The sequence below is a fragment of the Exiguobacterium sp. E4787 genome, from assembly GCF_018618375.1.
GTDB lineage: Bacteria > Bacillota > Bacilli > Exiguobacteriales > Exiguobacteriaceae > Exiguobacterium > Exiguobacterium chiriqhucha.
Window position 1 is genome coordinate 127,448 of sequence record NZ_JACSLY010000005.1, and the last position, 14,773, is coordinate 142,220.

The following is a 14,773-nucleotide window of genomic DNA, read 5'->3' on the forward strand; positions in this document are numbered from 1 at the left end:
CGTCCGTGACTCAAAAGTGACTGTTTCGTCACTTAGACGATGGATTTGTAGAATCGAACTTGAAACGCGGTCCCGGCTCCACGTTCACTGCGGACGGTCAATTCCCCTTGCTGGCTCGTGATGATGCTGTGGGCCATGGCGAGCCCGATGCCGACGCTGTCGTCGCTCGCATTCATGCCTTTATAAAAACGCTGGAAGATGTACGGGACGTCTTGTTTGGCGATTCCGCTCCCCGTGTCGCGGATGATGATTTCCGTATACAGTGTGTTCTCACTAAAGTCGATGAACAACTCGCCTTGTTCCGGTGTATGTTCTACGCAGTTCTTCAAGATGTTGATGAGCGCCTCGGTCGTCCACTTCATATCGCCTTCGAACGCGACGTCACGCTCACCCGTAATCTGGAGCCGTTGCATTTTAATATCGATCGGCACAAGCATCGGTTCTGTCACGGCTTGAATGAGCGCGGGGACAGATACCGGTTCCTGCTTGAAATGAATCGTCCCGGCATCGATTTTAGACAGCTTGAGCAGTGACGAGACGAGCCATTCCATCCGCTCGAGCTGCACCTGTACGTTATGCGTGAACTCTTGCCGCTTGTCATCTGACAGCCTCGGGTCACTGAGCAAGTCCGCCATGACGGTCATCGAGGTGAGCGGCGTCTTCAATTGATGAGAAATGTCGGAGATGGCATCCGTCAACTTCTGCTTGTCCTCTTCAAGATGCGTCCCTTGCTCGGACAGCATCTTCGTCACTTTATAAATTTGACTCTTCAACAGACTGAGCTCGCCTTCACGGTTGTCGCGGACATCGAGTTTATAATTGCCGTTGCTGATCTCTTGCAGGTAACTCGACAGCTGATTGATTTCCCGATAGCGCCACGTCGTGAACCGATATGTCACGATCAAGAACGCGACCGACAAAAGGAGGACGAGAATGACGGCCCCCATCGATAGGAACAAAGATGCGACGATAGAAGCCACCCCAATCAACAGCAGCAGACTGACTAAATAGATACGGATTTCTCGATTGCGCAACATGTCAGCGTTCCACCTTATAGCCAATCCCGCGAACCGTCTTAATCAACGTCGGCCGTTGCGGGTCATCTTCGAGTTTCTCGCGTAATCGTTTGATGTAGACGGTTAACGTATTGTCGTTCACGAAGTCCCCGCCCATGTCCCAAATTTGGTCGAGTAGTTGCGCTCGGGACAACACTTGTCCTGTATGTCTGCCGAAGATGAGCAATAGGCGATATTCAAGCGCCGTCAACAGGATCTCGCTTCCATCTTTTTTGACTTTGGCGTCTTGGGTATTGATTTCAACCGCCCCGATTGTCAAAATGGGCGAGCTGACCTGTTTATGGTAGCGGCGCAACACCGAGTGAATCCGCGAGATGAGTTCACGGACCCGGAACGGTTTCGTGATGTAGTCGTCCGCTCCCATATCGAGTCCCATGACGACGTTCACTTCATCATCGAACGCTGTCAAAAAGATGACAGGTATGTCCTGTTTTTGTTTCACGAGCCGGCATAAGTCATAGCCGCTCCCATCTGGCAGCGACAAGTCGAATAGACACAGGTCGATCGTATGTAACTGCTGTTCGATCAAACGTGTGGCGTCGGCCACGTTGTGGCACAACGTCGTCGTGAATTGTTCTTGCTCGAGTGAATATTGGAGACCGGAAGCGATCGTCCGGTCGTCTTCGACGATTAGAATATGCATGGTATTCCCTCCTGACTCTTCTTCTCATAATATAGCAGTCTTTTTCAAGTGTGGAGACAAAACAAAAACCGAACGAGACGACTCGTTCGGTCAGATTATGCTTTTGTCACCCGAAGGCACTCCGGTCGTTCGAACCCGACTTCCCCTAAAAATCGCAGCGCATCCATCGTCAACTCGTCGCACGTGATCGTATTGACGCTCGGTTCCGTCTGTTCATCGACCCACACTTTCCAAATTTCGACTTCATCCGCTGTCTTCAAGTGGTCGGTTATATACGCGACGAGCTGTTCGGCTCTCGCATCCGTATAACGCCAACGCAATTCCACGACGTGTGGTTTTGACGAATACGCCTCGACATTTTCTTGTTCATAATACAGGTCGCACTTGATTTCAATCTCATCAAGGTGTTCTTCTGCTTCGACGTTCATCAAAATTTTTTCGTCACGGTCGAGGTCCTCATCGTCTGTGAGCATCTCGGGCAAGATGACACCTTTTTTGATGGCTTCGTTGATCGATAAGAACTTGATGTACGGATTTTCGACTTCTTTTAATGGGTGGTCGCTCGTTATAAATTGAAATTCACTCATGTAAGAACCTCCTCCTGTTTTGATCAATGGGGCGTCATCGTTTCATCGCACGGATGGAGATGAAGAGCCCAATCCAATAGCCGATAATCGAACCGATGACGATGCCATACATGGACGGAAAATCGAATAATAATGAGACGATCAGCCCGCCAGCCGTTCCAAACACAAGGCCAAGACCGACTGCTGATTCGCGCCACTCGTTCATGTTCATCCCTCCCATCCCTTCTTACGAACCAAGTGGATCAAAAGTTTCGATTCACTATCGCCACATAAGAAAGGGACCCAGCATCTGCTGAATCCCATCATTCCTTATTCGACTGTCGACGCCGCCTCGGCAAGCGTCGCTTCTTCTTTATGATAATTCTCAACGAACGCGTCAAGATGGGCCCGCACTTCGTCTGTCGATTTCGTGTCCATGAGCTTCACACGGAGGTCACTCGCCCCGCGGAACCCTTTCACGTAAATCTTGAAGAAGCGGTGCAAGTTCGAAATCGAACGCGGCACCTCTTCTTGGAACTTGTCTTGCAAATCGAGTTGGAGACGAAGCAAGTCGAGGTACTCTTCCATCGAATGCTCACGCGGCTCTTTCTCGAACGCGAACGGGTTCTTGAAAATCCCACGGCCAATCATGACGCCGTCGACGCCATATTTCTCGACGAGTTCTAATCCCATTTGACGGTCAAGGATGTCGCCGTTGATCGTGATGAGCGTATCCGGTGCAATCTCATCACGCAGTTTGACGATATCCGGAATCATCTCCCAGTGCGCATCGACTTTACTCATCTCGTTGCGTGTCCGCAAGTGAATCGACAAGTTGGCGATGTCTTGCTTCAAGAGATGCGTCAACCAGTCGCGCCACTCGTCGAGCTTCGCGAAACCGAGACGCGTCTTGACGCTGACCGGGATGCCGCCCGCTTTCGCCGCTTGAATGAGTTCGGCTGCGACGTCAGGACGGAGGATGAGTCCGCTCCCTTTCCCACGCTTGGCCACGTTCGGGACCGGGCAACCCATATTGATGTCGAGGCCTTTATAGCCCATCTCGGCCATGCCGATGCTCATCTCACGGAAGTAATCCGGGTTGTCACCCCAAATGTGGGCGACCATCGGCTGTTCGTCCTCGGTGAACGTCAAACGTCCACGCAGGCTGCCTTTCCCTTCCGGATGACAGTAGCTGTCCGAGTTGGCGAACTCGGTGAAGAACACGTCCGGGCGTCCGGCATGGGCGACGACGTGGCGGAAGACGACATCGGTCACGTCTTCCATCGGGGCAAGTATAAAGAATGGACGCGGCAGGTCGCGCCAGAAGTTTTCTTTCATAACACTTTATTCCTTTCTTTAAAACTAATCTATTTCGACAAAATTAATATTTTCTAAGAATTCTGTATGTCGCGTGTGACATGATACGTAAGCGCCGTTTGTTAGTTCATCTTTATCAAACCATAAACATAAATCAACAAATTGATGATCAGCTTTGACTCTACCAACTGGTCTAATGGCTACGAATTCACCATCTGTATCAATACCTTTTCCAGTAAGAGCAATTATTAAATCATTAAAATTAACATCCGTACTCTGATTCACGAACACTAATACATTTGGTATAAGATGGTGTTCATTGACACTCCTAAACTGCTGTACGGATGTTCGAAACTTTTTTTGCAAAGTATTAAATGATGAATCAGGAACACAGATAACTTCCCCTGACTTTGCATCGTTTAAGAAGTCACTTTCGTCAATAGTTTTTTCTTCAGCATAAAATAGGAGTTTACCATCTTTATTGTAAACTTCAAAGTCCGGTGTTTTTACTTCTTCCTCACTAATTTTTCTAGCGTCTAATCCTAAATGACTAAAGTATTCTGAAACTAAATTCTCACCTTTGTCTGCCATATAAGTGTCCCCCTTAACTACTTTTCTCCAACCACGCCACCGTCTCCACATGCGCCGTATGCGGGAACATGTCAACCGGTGTGACTTCGACGAGTCGGTAGCCGCGATCAGCGAGATAACGCATATCGCGTGCCTGCGTCGCGACGTTACACGATACGTAAACAATCCGCTTCGGTGCCATCTCGACCATCGTCTCAAGGAACGACTCGGCACAGCCTTTACGCGGCGGGTCGACGACGATGACGTCAGGATTGATGCCATCCTGCTTCCACTGCGGCAACACATCTTCTGCCGCGCCGCACGCGTACGTCACGTTGTCGATTTCATTGACGAGCGCGTTCTGTTTCGCGTCCTCAATCGCTTCCGGCACGACTTCGACGCCATACACGTGCGCCGCTTTCCGGGCGAGAAACAGACTGATCGTCCCGATGCCGCAATAGGCGTCGACGACTTGTTCGGTCCCGGTGAGTTGCGCGTATTCGAGCGCCTTGCCGTATAACTTCTCCGTCTGGACCGGGTTGACTTGGAAGAACGAGTGCGGGGAAATCGTGAACGTGAGTCCACCTATTTTGTCCTCAATCGTCTCATGGCCATACAACAATTTGTTTGTCGAACCCAAGATGACGTTCGTCTTGTCCGGGTTGATGTTTTGCATGATCGACGTCACGTCCGGCAGACGTTTCAAGATGTCGGCGACAATCTCGTTCACGCCTTTTATTTTCGTCGTCTTCGTGATCAGGACGATCATCAATTCACCCGAATGGTAGCCGTAACGGGCCATGACGTGGCGGATGACGCCGCGCCCGGTCTTCTCATCGTACGCCGGCACACCGTGCGCCGCGAGCACGTCACGGACGACTTGGACGGCCTCATCGTTGCGTTCGTCTTGGATGAGACATTCCTTCATCTCGACGATATCGTGCGAACGTGGACGATAGAAACCGGCGACGAGGCGACCGGCCTCGTCTTTGAACGGCACTTGTGCCTTGTTGCGGTAACGCCATGGTTCCGGCATGCCGATTGTCTCGTGGACAGGCACATCGAATTGGCCAAGTCGCTTCAACGCATCGACGACACGGTCCCGTTTTTGACGGAGCTGGCCGTCGTAACTGAAGTGTTGGAGCTGACAGCCCCCGCACTGATAGAAAATCGGGCACGGTGGCTCGACGCGGTCCGCACTCGCTTCTTTCACATCGAGCAAGCGGGCGAACCCGTACTGTTTATTCGTCTTCGTCACGACGATTTCCACGGTCTCTCCCGGAAGTGCGTTCGGGACGAACAACGTATAACCGTCGACGCGTGCCACGCCCGCGCCTTCATGCGTGAGGTCGTGGATGTGGACGTCGAGACGGTCATTTTTTTGGACTGGTAACATGAGTCTCTCCTTTCCCGATTCAAAAAATAGTGTGTATTGGTTCATACCCGTTCCAAGCGAACGAAAAGCTCGGCGTGTGCGCCACGCCGAGCCGAATCATTCTGCTTTCTCGTTTGACACGTTGAACAGCTGTTTGATCATCTGTTCGCGTTCATACTGGGCGTTCAAGTCTTCCATCTCACGGATGCGCGCGTTCGGTGCGAGCACCGTCAAGTGACGGAACAAGTTTCGCATCTCGCCCGTGCATTCGCCGCCGTATTCGCCGTCGATATTGAGACTCATCCGTTCCGTCGTCGTCTTCATCTTGACGCGTCCCGTCTTGACGTGCTCGACGAGCGGACTCGACAAGTGCTCGCCACGGAGCAACAAACGGACGACGTGGATGAACTCGAACAAGTTACACTTGCGCAAGATGAACAAGTCGAACAGTCCGTCGTTCAGTGAGGCGTGTGGTGAAATCTTCTCGAAGCCACCGACCGAGTTCGAGTTCGACGTGAGGAAAATCATGACCTCGCCACTGAACGTGCCCTCGTCGTGCTCGAGCTCGATATACGTCGGCTTGATGAGTGGAAGTTTCTCCATCCCTTTGACGTAATAGGCGAGCTGACCGAGCGCCGTCTTCAGTTTCGACGGCACCTCGTACGACAGCTCCGTCATGATGCCGCCACCGGCGATATTGATGAAGTAGTGGATATCCCCTGTCTCCCCTTCAATCTCACCGAGGTCGACCGGCATCTCGAATCCGTCACAGATGACGTCGAGGGCACCGACGACGTTGAGCGGAATCCGCATCGCTCGGGCAAAGTCGTTCGTCGTTCCGACTGGGATGAGCCCGATCGTCGGACGCGTGTCGAGCGGGGCGAGTCCCGAGATAACCTCGTTCAGCGTCCCGTCCCCACCAGCCGCGATAATCAAGTCGAACTCGGCCTCCGCGGCTCGAACGGCTTCGAGCGTCGCGTCGCCGATTGCTTTCGTCGCGTACGTCGACGTCTCATAACCCGCATCTTCGAGGCGGTTCAAAATGTACGGGAGTTCCCGTTTGATCACTTCTTTTCCAGATGTCGGGTTATAGATGACCCGTGCGCGTTTTCGTTGCATAATGTTCTCTCCCCATGCTCAAGTCGAGCGAAAAGCGAGACACAAGTGCCTCGCCGCTTGTTTAGCGTTTGGCAATCTCTTCGTGGAACAAGCCATCGAGGAGTGCCGGGTTCGCCATCCCTTTCGTCTGCTTCATGATCTGCCCGATGATAAAGCCTTTGGCACGGTCTTTCCCGTTCTTAAAGTCTTCAATCATCTGCGGATGCGCTTCGAACAAGTCGAGGATGTAGCCGCGGAGCAAGTTCTCGTCCGAGATTTGGGCGAGACCGTTCGCTTCGACGTACGCCTTCGGCTCGGCGCCTTCTTCGATCATGGCTGTGAACACGCGTTTGGCAATCTTCGAAGAAATTGTACCTTCTCCAATCAAACGAATCAACTCCGCGAGCGAGCTCGGCGTCAATTTCATCGTCTCGATCGTATCGTCCGATTTGTTCAAGTGACCGAGCACTTCGCCCATGAGCCAGTTCGCGGCCGCTTTCGGTTCGGCACCGGCTGCCGTCGTCGCTTCGAAGAAGTCCGAGAACTCCCGCGTCGACGTGAGCGCCTTGGCGTCATACGCCGACAGGCCATAGTTATTCATATAACGTTCGCGACGTGCGACCGGAAGTTCCGGAAGCGTGGCGCGGATGCGTTCTTTCCATTCCTCATCGATTTCGAGACGGACGAGGTCCGGCTCTGGGAAGTAGCGGTAATCGGCCGCTCCTTCTTTGACACGCATAAGAATCGTCTTCTTCGCCGCCTCGTCAAAACGGAGCGTCTCTTGACGCATGATGCCGCCCGTGATGAGCAATTTGCGGTGACGGTCTTCCTCATACTCGAGCGCCTTCAAGACGTTCGAGAACGAGTTCAAGTTTTTGAGCTCCGTCTTCGTTCCGAACGGCTCTTGACCGAACGGACGGACCGAGATGTTACAGTCGCAACGAAGCGACCCTTCTTCCATCTTGACGTCCGAGACGCCCGCGAACGAGAGCACTTCTTTCAAGCGCTCGAGGTACGCGACAGCATCTTTCGGTGAACGCATGTCAGCCTCACTGACGATCTCGATGAGGGGTGACCCAGTCCGGTTGAAGTCGACGACCGAGTGTTTCTCGCCCGTGTGGTTCATCTTCCCGGCATCTTCCTCGAGATGGACGCGTTCGATGCGGAACCGCTTCATCTCACCGTCGACTTCGACGTCGACGTGACCGTTGAAGCCGATTGGCTGGTCGAACTGCGAGATTTGATACGCTTTCGGCGTATCCGGATAGAAATAGTTCTTGCGGTCGAATTTCGTGTCGGTCGCGATTTCGCAGTTGAGTGCCATCGCGGCCTTGATGGCGAGATTGACCGCCTCTTCGTTCAATTTAGGCAAGACGCCCGGGTGTCCGAGACAAATCGGACACGTCTGTGTATTCGTTTCGGCACCGTATGTGCGCGAGCAGCCACACCAAATCTTCGACTTCGTGCTCAGCTCGGCGTGCACCTCGATCCCGATGATCGTTTCAAAGTTCATCGTACGTCCTCCTTAGAGCTGTGGCATCTTGAAACCGCCGTTTGCTTGTTCAAAAGCATGGGCCACGCGGTAGAGTGTTGGTTCACTGAAATGGTTCCCGATGATCTGTAAACCGACCGGGAGGCCTTCTGACAAGCCAGCCGGTACCGAGATGGCCGGGATACCCGCCAAGTTGACCGGAATCGTCATAATATCGTTGGCATACATCGTGAGCGGATCTTCGAGCTGGTCACCGAGTTTGAACGCGACCGTCGGCGCAGTCGGTCCGATAATCGCATCGTAGTCGGCGAACACGTTCGCGAAGTCTTGCTTCATGAGCGTGCGGACCTGTTGCGATTTCTTATAGAACGCATCGTAATAACCCGAGCTGAGTGCGTACGTCCCGAGCATGATGCGGCGTTTCACTTCTTCCCCGAAACCTTGTTCGCGCGAATACGTGAACACTTCTTCGAGCGCATCAGCCTCGGCACGGCGCCCGTAACGGATGCCGTCAAACCGGGCGAGGTTCGAAGACGCTTCTGATGACGCGAGCAAGTAGTATGTCGGGAGCGCATATTTCACCGTCGGAAGCGAGACCTCCTCGACCGTCGCACCTAGCGACTTGAGCGTCTCGACCGCTTCTTCAATCTGTTTGCGGACACCGTCTGACACGCCTTCGGCCATGAACTCTTTTGGAAGCGCGAGCTTCATGCCTTTGATGTCGCCGTGAAGAGATTTCGTGTAATCCGGAAGGTCGACCGTTGCTGACGTCGAGTCCATGTCGCAATGACCGGCAATCGCGTTCAACAAGTAGGCGTTATCTTCGACCGTACGTGTGAGCGGACCGATTTGGTCGAGCGACGAGGCGAATGCGACGAGCCCGTAACGTGAGACGAGACCGTACGTCGGTTTCATCCCGACGACGCCACAATAGGCCGCCGGTTGACGAATCGAGCCACCTGTATCCGAGCCGAGGCTAAACAGGACTTGGCCGGCCGCGACCGTTGCCGCTGAACCGCCTGACGAACCGCCTGGTACGCGCGTCGGGTCCCACGGGTTACGGACGACTTTGAACGCCGAGTTCTCGTTCGATGAACCCATCGCGAACTCGTCCATGTTCAACTTCCCGATTGTGACGGCACCGGCGTCATGGAGACGCTCGACGACCGTCGCGTCATGGGCCGGGACGAAGTTCTCGAGGAACTTCGAGGCACACGTCGTGCGTGTCCCTTTCGTGACGATGTTGTCTTTGACGCCGATCGGCAAACCGAAGAGCGGGTTGTCCGAGGTCTTAGCGAGCTCGTCCATCCGTTTCGCCTGTTCGAACGCGTCTTCGTTGAGCGTCAAGAAGGCACCGATTTTCTCGTCGGTCGCCTCGATGCGGTCAAATGATTCTTTGACGAGGTCGGATACCGTGACTTCGCCTTCTTTTATAAGCGTATGCAGCTTGGCTACACCGTGATCAAATAAACTCATGAAGGGCCTCCTTATTCAAAGACCGCTGGGACACGGACTTGGCCGTTCTCCCAATCAGGTGCCATCCGTTCGACTTCCTCGCGTGGAAGTGAAGGACGAACCTCGTCTTTGCGTAGTACGTTTTTCAAATCTAGGGCATGGGTCGTCGGAATGACGCCCGTCGTATCGAGTTCATCGAGTTGCTCGGCGAACTCGAGGATTTTTGTCAATTGCTCCGTGAAGTGCGTCACTTCATCTTCTGTGATCGCAAGTCGGGCGAGTCCGGCAACGTGCCGAACTTCAGCTTCTGTGATTCGAGCCAAAGGTTCCACCTCCAACAGTTTTCAATACATCGTCCATTATCATACCACTTTTTTATAAGACAAAAAAGAAAATCCCATCTCTCCAAGGAGGAACGATTTTTTGAAAAGTTAGGGAATCCGCCCACACTATTGACTCGTTTCCCAAAACCCCTATTCGGTCCGCCCTCCAATCTCATTATGCTTAGGAGGAAGCATCATTTTTTCGAGGGGGATTCCTATGTCAATTCGTAACAAACTGATCGTCGCCTTCACCGTCTTGCTCGTGTTGCTGCTCGGGGTGAGCGGCTACTCGTTTTATGCGTTGAACGCGTCCAAGGCCGCCCAGCAAGATATGAACGTCTCGTGGGTTCCAGGGATGGATCAAATCCATCTCGTCGATAAACAGCTGCTCGAGATTCGTCAACAGATGATGCGCCACGCCTTGGTTGAGGACGAGGTGACGAAGCAAAATGTCGAAACGAACCTCGACACGGGCATCACGATTCTCGAGCAACAGATGAGCGGTTATGAGTCGACGATCATCACGAAAGCCGATCAGGAGCTGTTCGATCAAGCGACAGATCAATGGACGACATTTAAAACGAATATCGAGGAGCTCATCCGCATCTCGAACGCGGACGGTCAAGCCGCGGCCGACACCTATATCCGGGATACGGCGACACCGGCCGCCGACGCCCTCTCGAACACGCTCGGTCTGCTCGTCAACTTGAACCGCGATGAGATTCGGTCTGACACGGAAGCTGGTCAGGCATTGTTCGAGCAAGTCCAGCTCACGCTCATCATCATCATGGCCGCGGCAATCGTCTTCACGGTGCTCATGATGCTGTTCATCTTCCGCTCGATTTTCGAGCCGCTCAAAGAGTTCAAAGTGAAGATGCGGGAGCTGGCCACGAGCCAAGGCGACTTGACGACGGCTATCCCGGTGAAGCGCCGTGACGAGTTCTCGGGACTCGCCCGCGACTTCAACCAGTTCCTCGCCAATCTCCGGCAATTGATTTTACAAGTGAACGGTGTGTCTCACGGGGTGACCGAACAGTCGGCACGCATGTATGACGAACTGCGTGAGCTCGACACATACATGACGACGACGGCCGCCACGACCGAAGATTTGACGGCCGGGATGCAACAGACAGCCGCGAGCGCCCAAGAGATGAACGCGTCGGCTTCTGACATGGAACGGACGCTCCACAACATCGTGACGATGGCTGCCGAGCGCAAAGCCGAGGCCGAGCAAGTCGATGCCCGCGCCGTCGCCCTGCGCGACCATGCCGTCGAGGCGAAAGCATCAGCACTCCACGTCCTCTCGTCGACACGTGTCAATTTGGAGAAGGCAATGCAAGACGCCAAAGCCGTCCGGGAAATCGCGACGCTCACGAACGACATTTTAGACATCGCCGCCCAGACGAACCTTTTGTCGTTGAACGCTTCGATCGAAGCCGCTCGGGCCGGTGAGGCGGGACGCGGGTTCGCCGTCGTCGCCGATGAGATTCGGAAACTGGCCGAGACGAGCCGGACGACCGTCGAACGGATTCAAGCCATCTCGACGACCGTGCTCCACTCCGTCGACCATTTGAACGACACGTCGAGCGAGATGCTCCATTTCCTCGATACGAACGTGTTGAAGGATTACGACCAGCTCGAAGAGGCGGCCGAGCATTATAGCGAAGACGCCGGCCGGTTCGAAGCGACCGCCTCAGAGTTCGCCGTCGCCGCCGTCGAACTCGAGCAATTGACGTCGAATATGATCGGGGTCATCCAAGATGTGGCCGTCACGGTTAACAACGGCGCGCTCGGCACACAGGAGATCGCCGAGAAAGTGACGATGTCGGTCGACCGCTTCAGCGAGTTGAACCGCGCCACCGAGGCATCCCAACAGAAGATGGATGAGTTGAACGCGTTGATCGGTCAATTCAAAGTATGACAAAAGGAAGCGTCCTCGCATGAGGATGCTTCCTTTTGGTTAAGCGGCTTGCCGCAGTTCTTTTTGCCGTTCGAGCTCGAAACGCTTCGTCTCGGCGACGACGACACCCGACAAGAACAAGAGACCAATCAAGTTCGGAATCGCCATCAGTCCGTTGAAAACGTCCGAGATGGCCCAAATCAGATTCAAGTTCGTCGTCATCGCGCCGAGTCCGGCGACGAGGATATAGACGACACGATACGGGACGATCGACCGTTCACCGAGCAAGTAATAGACCGAGCGCTCCCCGTAGTAACACCAACCGATGACCGTCGAGAAGGCGAAGAAAACAAGTGACACCGTGACAATGATTTCCCCGATTGGACCGAGGAAGTATGCGAATGACGCTTGCGTCAACTCGATGCCTTGCAGCCCGCTCGTATACTGACCGCTCATGACGATCGTCAAGCCTGTGATCGAACAGACGATGAGCGTATCAATCAATACTTGCGTCATCGAGACGAGCGCTTGCCGTCCCGGGAAATCGGTCTTCGCGGCAGCGGCTGCGATTGGTGCCGAGCCGAGGCCGGCCTCGTTCGAGAATACGCCGCGTGCGACCCCATAACGGATGGCGGCACCGAGCGCCCCGCCGCCGATGGCTTCCGCGCTGAACGTGCTCGAGAAGATGGTCGCGAATGCCGACGGAATCAACTCGAAGTTCATGACGAGAATGACGAGACCCCCGCCGACATATCCGATAATCATGACCGGCACGAATACGCCGACGACTTTGCCGATCGATTTGACGCCACCGAGGATGACGAATCCTGTCAGCACCATGAGCACGATGCCCGTTACGAGCATCGGAATCCCGAATGACGTGTTGAGCGCCATACTGATCGAGTTCGTCTGGACGCCGTTGCCGATACCGAACGCGGCGATCGCCGCGAACAAGGCAAACGTCATACCGAGCCACTTCTTCTTTAAGCCGTGCTCCAAGTAATACATCGGTCCACCGGCAATCTCGCCCCGCTCATCGACGACACGATATTTGACGGCGAGAATCGCCTCGGCGTACTTCGTCGCCATCCCGATGAAACCAGAAAGCCACATCCAGACGATGGCGCCCGGTCCCCCCAGGACGACCGCCGTCGCGACACCGACCATGTTCCCGGTCCCGACCGTGGCCGCGAGCGCTGTCATGAGCGCCTGGAAGTGCGAGATGTCCCCGCGTTGCGTTTTCTGTTTTTCCGCTTCCGCTCCCGTTTTCGGTTTCGGGAGAAATGCTTCTTTCAACCCGAACCCGAGCCGCGTCACTTGGATGAAGCCGAGCCGGAACGTCAAATAGACGCCCGTCCCAATCAGTAAAATGAGGAGATGTGGTCCCCAGACGAGGTTGGATAGACTCGTCACCCATGATTCAAATTGCTGCATACGCTTATGCCCCCTATGTATATCTCATGTTCACCGTTCCTTCATATTTTTCAGAACATTCTCAACTTCGTCAAGTTGCCAAATGAGCCAAACATCTGATATCAGCGTAATACTTTCGTAATATACCTCTCTAACCTATTGAAACACCTCGATTCCGATTTTAGTAGTTGAAATAAATTTGTAATGCGAGACGCACAAAAAAACGGCCCCCATAGGGAAGCCGTCCTGCCTCATTTTGTGAGCGCCGCGACGACCTCGTCGACGTGCCCGTTCACTTTCACACTACGCCATTCCTGTTCGATATAGCCGTCCTCGTTGATGAGGAACGTCGAACGGACGATGCCGTAGTACTCTTTCCCGTAATTCTTTTTCAATTGCCAGACGCCGTATAGTTCCGACACCTCATGCGTATCATCAACGAGCAAATCGAACGGGAGCTCGTGTTTGGCGATAAAGTTTTGGTGCTTCTTCTGGCTGTCAGCCGAGATACCGATGACGACGGCCCCGTTCAGTCGCGGTGTCGCGTCGCGGAAGTCACACGCCTCGGTCGTACAACCCGGCGTCGCGTCCTTCGGATAGAAATAAAGAACGACTTTCTGTCCACGATAGTCCTCGAGCGAGACCATGTCCCCGTTTTGGTTCGGTAATGTGAATGTCGGTGCTAACATATGATTTCCTCCTTATCCGAACGACGGGTCGACGAGGTTCTCGTCATACCCATCGATCGCTTGTTCTAATTTTTGTTTGAGCGGTTCGAGCGACTCGAGATACTCGACCGGGTCTTCTGTTGCAGCGGCCTTTTTAAGTGCTGCCTCATTGTCGGTATACCACGTCCGGTACGCCTCGAAGTAGTCGGCCATCGTGTCTTGATTCTCCGGCACGGTGAGCGTCTCCGCCATGAGCAAGAAGACGTTATTGTCGGCCTCGAGCGCGACGTAGTCGGTCTGGGCGTTCACTTGGTCATAAATCGGGCCGGCCTCGTCTTCCGGCACTTCGGCGAGACGCGCGTTTGCCTCTGCGTTCACGCCATACTCATTCGCCTCGATGCCGGTCAACATGTCGCCGACCTCCCCAATCACATCGGCCGGGATGAGGGCCGGGGTGACGACGAGTTTCCAGTCCTCACCGTCTTTGATGGCGACTTTCGACAGTCGGTTCGGCAGTTCGTTGCCGTCCGCATCCTCCATCTCGTGGACGATGAACGCGACGTCCCCGTCCTCGTTCACCCAGCTCTCGTACATATCGCCCGGCGTGAGATCACGCATCTCAGCACCAGTCGCCGGAATGTCGGTCAATTCGCCCGCATAGTCGATGTCGGCGAGAGCTTCCGCATCCCCGCTTTCGAGCGCTTGTTGGTATGACGTATACAACGTCTCGACCTCTTCCGGGAGCGGCGCTTTCGTCTCTTCGGCTGCCTGTTCCGTCGGTGCTTCGTCCGCCGTCCCGCATCCCGCGAGCAATACGGTCAGCGCGAGCGGCATCATCCACTTGTACATTCAATCATTCCCTTCGCAAGTCGTCCTG

15 protein-coding genes are annotated in these 14,773 nt (G+C 54.1%); 1 reads left to right on the forward strand and 14 read right to left on the reverse strand.

Annotated features, from left to right (window positions below; translation table 11 throughout):
• Positions 1-32: 32 nt before the first annotated feature.
• The 11 genes from KNP80_RS07800 to gatC form a co-directional block, all read right to left on the reverse strand.
• A complete protein-coding gene (locus KNP80_RS07800) occupies positions 33-1,037 on the reverse strand; it encodes a sensor histidine kinase (protein ID WP_214832097.1) in 1,005 nt (334 codons plus the stop codon).
• Position 1,038: 1 nt separating this feature from the next.
• On the reverse strand, positions 1,039-1,719 hold the full coding sequence (locus KNP80_RS07805) for a response regulator transcription factor (protein ID WP_214832098.1): 681 nt from the start codon (positions 1,717-1,719) through the stop codon (positions 1,039-1,041).
• Between the two features lie 95 nt (positions 1,720-1,814).
• The gene (locus KNP80_RS07810) at positions 1,815-2,306 is read right to left on the reverse strand and encodes a hypothetical protein (RefSeq protein WP_214832099.1); all 492 of its coding nucleotides are present in this window, start codon (positions 2,304-2,306) and stop codon (positions 1,815-1,817) included.
• A 34-nt stretch (positions 2,307-2,340) separates the two neighbouring features.
• Positions 2,341-2,511, reverse strand: a complete 171-nt coding sequence (locus KNP80_RS07815; protein ID WP_214832101.1) for a hypothetical protein — start codon at positions 2,509-2,511, stop codon at positions 2,341-2,343.
• Between the two features lie 104 nt (positions 2,512-2,615).
• A complete protein-coding gene (locus KNP80_RS07820; RefSeq protein ID WP_214832102.1) occupies positions 2,616-3,623 on the reverse strand; it encodes a tRNA dihydrouridine synthase in 1,008 nt (335 codons plus the stop codon).
• 24 nt (positions 3,624-3,647) lie between these two features.
• Positions 3,648-4,193: a hypothetical protein gene (locus tag KNP80_RS07825; RefSeq protein ID WP_214832103.1), complete on the reverse strand. Its 546-nt coding sequence runs from the start codon at positions 4,191-4,193 to the stop codon at positions 3,648-3,650.
• Between the two features lie 13 nt (positions 4,194-4,206).
• Positions 4,207-5,568: a 23S rRNA (uracil(1939)-C(5))-methyltransferase RlmD gene (gene rlmD, locus KNP80_RS07830; RefSeq protein ID WP_214832104.1), complete on the reverse strand. Its 1,362-nt coding sequence runs from the start codon at positions 5,566-5,568 to the stop codon at positions 4,207-4,209.
• A 96-nt stretch (positions 5,569-5,664) separates the two neighbouring features.
• Complete coding sequence (locus tag KNP80_RS07835; protein WP_021066490.1) at positions 5,665-6,666, reverse strand: diacylglycerol kinase; 1,002 nt, start codon at positions 6,664-6,666, stop codon at positions 5,665-5,667.
• 61 nt (positions 6,667-6,727) lie between these two features.
• Positions 6,728-8,158, reverse strand: a complete 1,431-nt coding sequence (gene gatB / locus KNP80_RS07840; protein ID WP_214718001.1) for an Asp-tRNA(Asn)/Glu-tRNA(Gln) amidotransferase subunit GatB — start codon at positions 8,156-8,158, stop codon at positions 6,728-6,730.
• A gap of 12 nt (positions 8,159-8,170) precedes the next feature.
• Positions 8,171-9,613: an Asp-tRNA(Asn)/Glu-tRNA(Gln) amidotransferase subunit GatA gene (gene gatA, locus KNP80_RS07845; protein WP_029594953.1), complete on the reverse strand. Its 1,443-nt coding sequence runs from the start codon at positions 9,611-9,613 to the stop codon at positions 8,171-8,173.
• A gap of 11 nt (positions 9,614-9,624) precedes the next feature.
• Positions 9,625-9,915, reverse strand: a complete 291-nt coding sequence (gene gatC / locus KNP80_RS07850) for an Asp-tRNA(Asn)/Glu-tRNA(Gln) amidotransferase subunit GatC (RefSeq protein ID WP_021066487.1) — start codon at positions 9,913-9,915, stop codon at positions 9,625-9,627.
• Positions 9,916-10,132: 217 nt separating this feature from the next.
• On the opposite strand from gatC, the gene KNP80_RS07855 reads away from it, so the two are divergent.
• On the forward strand, positions 10,133-11,836 hold the full coding sequence (locus KNP80_RS07855; protein WP_214832105.1) for a methyl-accepting chemotaxis protein: 1,704 nt from the start codon (positions 10,133-10,135) through the stop codon (positions 11,834-11,836).
• 39 nt (positions 11,837-11,875) lie between these two features.
• Here the strand turns inward: KNP80_RS07855 and KNP80_RS07860 are convergent, their stop codons facing one another.
• The 3 genes from KNP80_RS07860 to KNP80_RS07870 form a co-directional block, all read right to left on the reverse strand.
• On the reverse strand, positions 11,876-13,249 hold the full coding sequence (locus KNP80_RS07860) for an alanine/glycine:cation symporter family protein (RefSeq protein ID WP_214718009.1): 1,374 nt from the start codon (positions 13,247-13,249) through the stop codon (positions 11,876-11,878).
• A gap of 230 nt (positions 13,250-13,479) precedes the next feature.
• A complete protein-coding gene (gene bcp, locus KNP80_RS07865) occupies positions 13,480-13,917 on the reverse strand; it encodes a thioredoxin-dependent thiol peroxidase (protein ID WP_214718011.1) in 438 nt (145 codons plus the stop codon).
• 12 nt (positions 13,918-13,929) lie between these two features.
• A complete protein-coding gene (locus tag KNP80_RS07870) occupies positions 13,930-14,745 on the reverse strand; it encodes a nuclear transport factor 2 family protein (protein ID WP_214751651.1) in 816 nt (271 codons plus the stop codon).
• Positions 14,746-14,773: the final 28 nt, after the last annotated feature.

Coding starts and splice junctions, on each gene's coding strand:
- KNP80_RS07800 (WP_214832097.1), bottom strand. CDS start 1,037: ATGTTGCGCAATCGAGAAATCCGTATCTATTTAGTCAGTCTGCTGCTG.
- KNP80_RS07805 (WP_214832098.1), bottom strand. CDS start 1,719: ATGCATATTCTAATCGTCGAAGACGACCGGACGATCGCTTCCGGTCTC.
- KNP80_RS07810 (WP_214832099.1), bottom strand. CDS start 2,306: ATGAGTGAATTTCAATTTATAACGAGCGACCACCCATTAAAAGAAGTC.
- KNP80_RS07815 (WP_214832101.1), bottom strand. CDS start 2,511: ATGAACGAGTGGCGCGAATCAGCAGTCGGTCTTGGCCTTGTGTTTGGA.
- KNP80_RS07820 (WP_214832102.1), bottom strand. CDS start 3,623: ATGAAAGAAAACTTCTGGCGCGACCTGCCGCGTCCATTCTTTATACTT.
- KNP80_RS07825 (WP_214832103.1), bottom strand. CDS start 4,193: ATGGCAGACAAAGGTGAGAATTTAGTTTCAGAATACTTTAGTCATTTA.
- rlmD (WP_214832104.1), bottom strand. CDS start 5,568: ATGTTACCAGTCCAAAAAAATGACCGTCTCGACGTCCACATCCACGAC.
- KNP80_RS07835 (WP_021066490.1), bottom strand. CDS start 6,666: ATGCAACGAAAACGCGCACGGGTCATCTATAACCCGACATCTGGAAAA.
- gatB (WP_214718001.1), bottom strand. CDS start 8,158: ATGAACTTTGAAACGATCATCGGGATCGAGGTGCACGCCGAGCTGAGC.
- gatA (WP_029594953.1), bottom strand. CDS start 9,613: ATGAGTTTATTTGATCACGGTGTAGCCAAGCTGCATACGCTTATAAAA.
- KNP80_RS07855 (WP_214832105.1), top strand. CDS start 10,133: ATGTCAATTCGTAACAAACTGATCGTCGCCTTCACCGTCTTGCTCGTG.
- KNP80_RS07860 (WP_214718009.1), bottom strand. CDS start 13,249: ATGCAGCAATTTGAATCATGGGTGACGAGTCTATCCAACCTCGTCTGG.
- bcp (WP_214718011.1), bottom strand. CDS start 13,917: ATGTTAGCACCGACATTCACATTACCGAACCAAAACGGGGACATGGTC.
- KNP80_RS07870 (WP_214751651.1), bottom strand. CDS start 14,745: ATGTACAAGTGGATGATGCCGCTCGCGCTGACCGTATTGCTCGCGGGA.